The sequence below is a fragment of the Rhodococcus sp. IEGM 1366 genome, assembly GCF_033142425.1.
In the GTDB taxonomy this organism is placed as follows: Bacteria; Actinomycetota; Actinomycetes; order Mycobacteriales; family Mycobacteriaceae; genus Rhodococcus_F; species Rhodococcus_F globerula.
In genome coordinates, this window is record NZ_JAWLRZ010000042.1 from 1 (window position 1) to 518 (window position 518).

Here is a 518-nt window from a genome sequence, read left to right on the forward strand (position 1 = left end):
AGCGCACACGACACATTCTGGGATTTCGTCTCCCTCCACACCGAAGCCACCGCGCACACCCTCTGGAACATGTCCGACCGCGGTATCCCCCGGTCGTATCGAATGATGGAAGGATTCGGCGTTCACACCTTCCGTCTTCTCAACGACGACGGAGAAACCTCGCTCGTGAAGTTCCACTGGAAGCCCCGCCTGGGCGTGCACTCGGTGGTATGGGAAGAAGCACAACTGATCAACGGATTCGATCCCGACTTCCACCGCCGCGATCTCGCCGACGCCATCGAAGCCGGTGCGTACCCGGAATGGGAACTGGGCATCCAAATCTTCCCCGACACCCCCGAGCAGATGTTCGAGGGCATCGACCTCCTCGATCCCACCAAATTCGTTCCCGAAGAACTGGCCCCGGTTCAACCGATCGGGGTGATGACGCTCAACGCGAACCCGACCAATTTCTTCGCCGAAACCGAACAGATCGCCTTCCACCCAGGGCACCTCGTGCCCGGTATCGACGTCACCGACGA

The 518-nt window shown here is 60.2% G+C and carries 1 protein-coding gene; it reads left to right on the forward strand.

The window, feature by feature from the left end:
- A partial coding sequence (locus R4P64_RS33960) for a catalase (protein ID WP_317824582.1) occupies positions 1-518 on the forward strand: 518 nt, incomplete at both ends.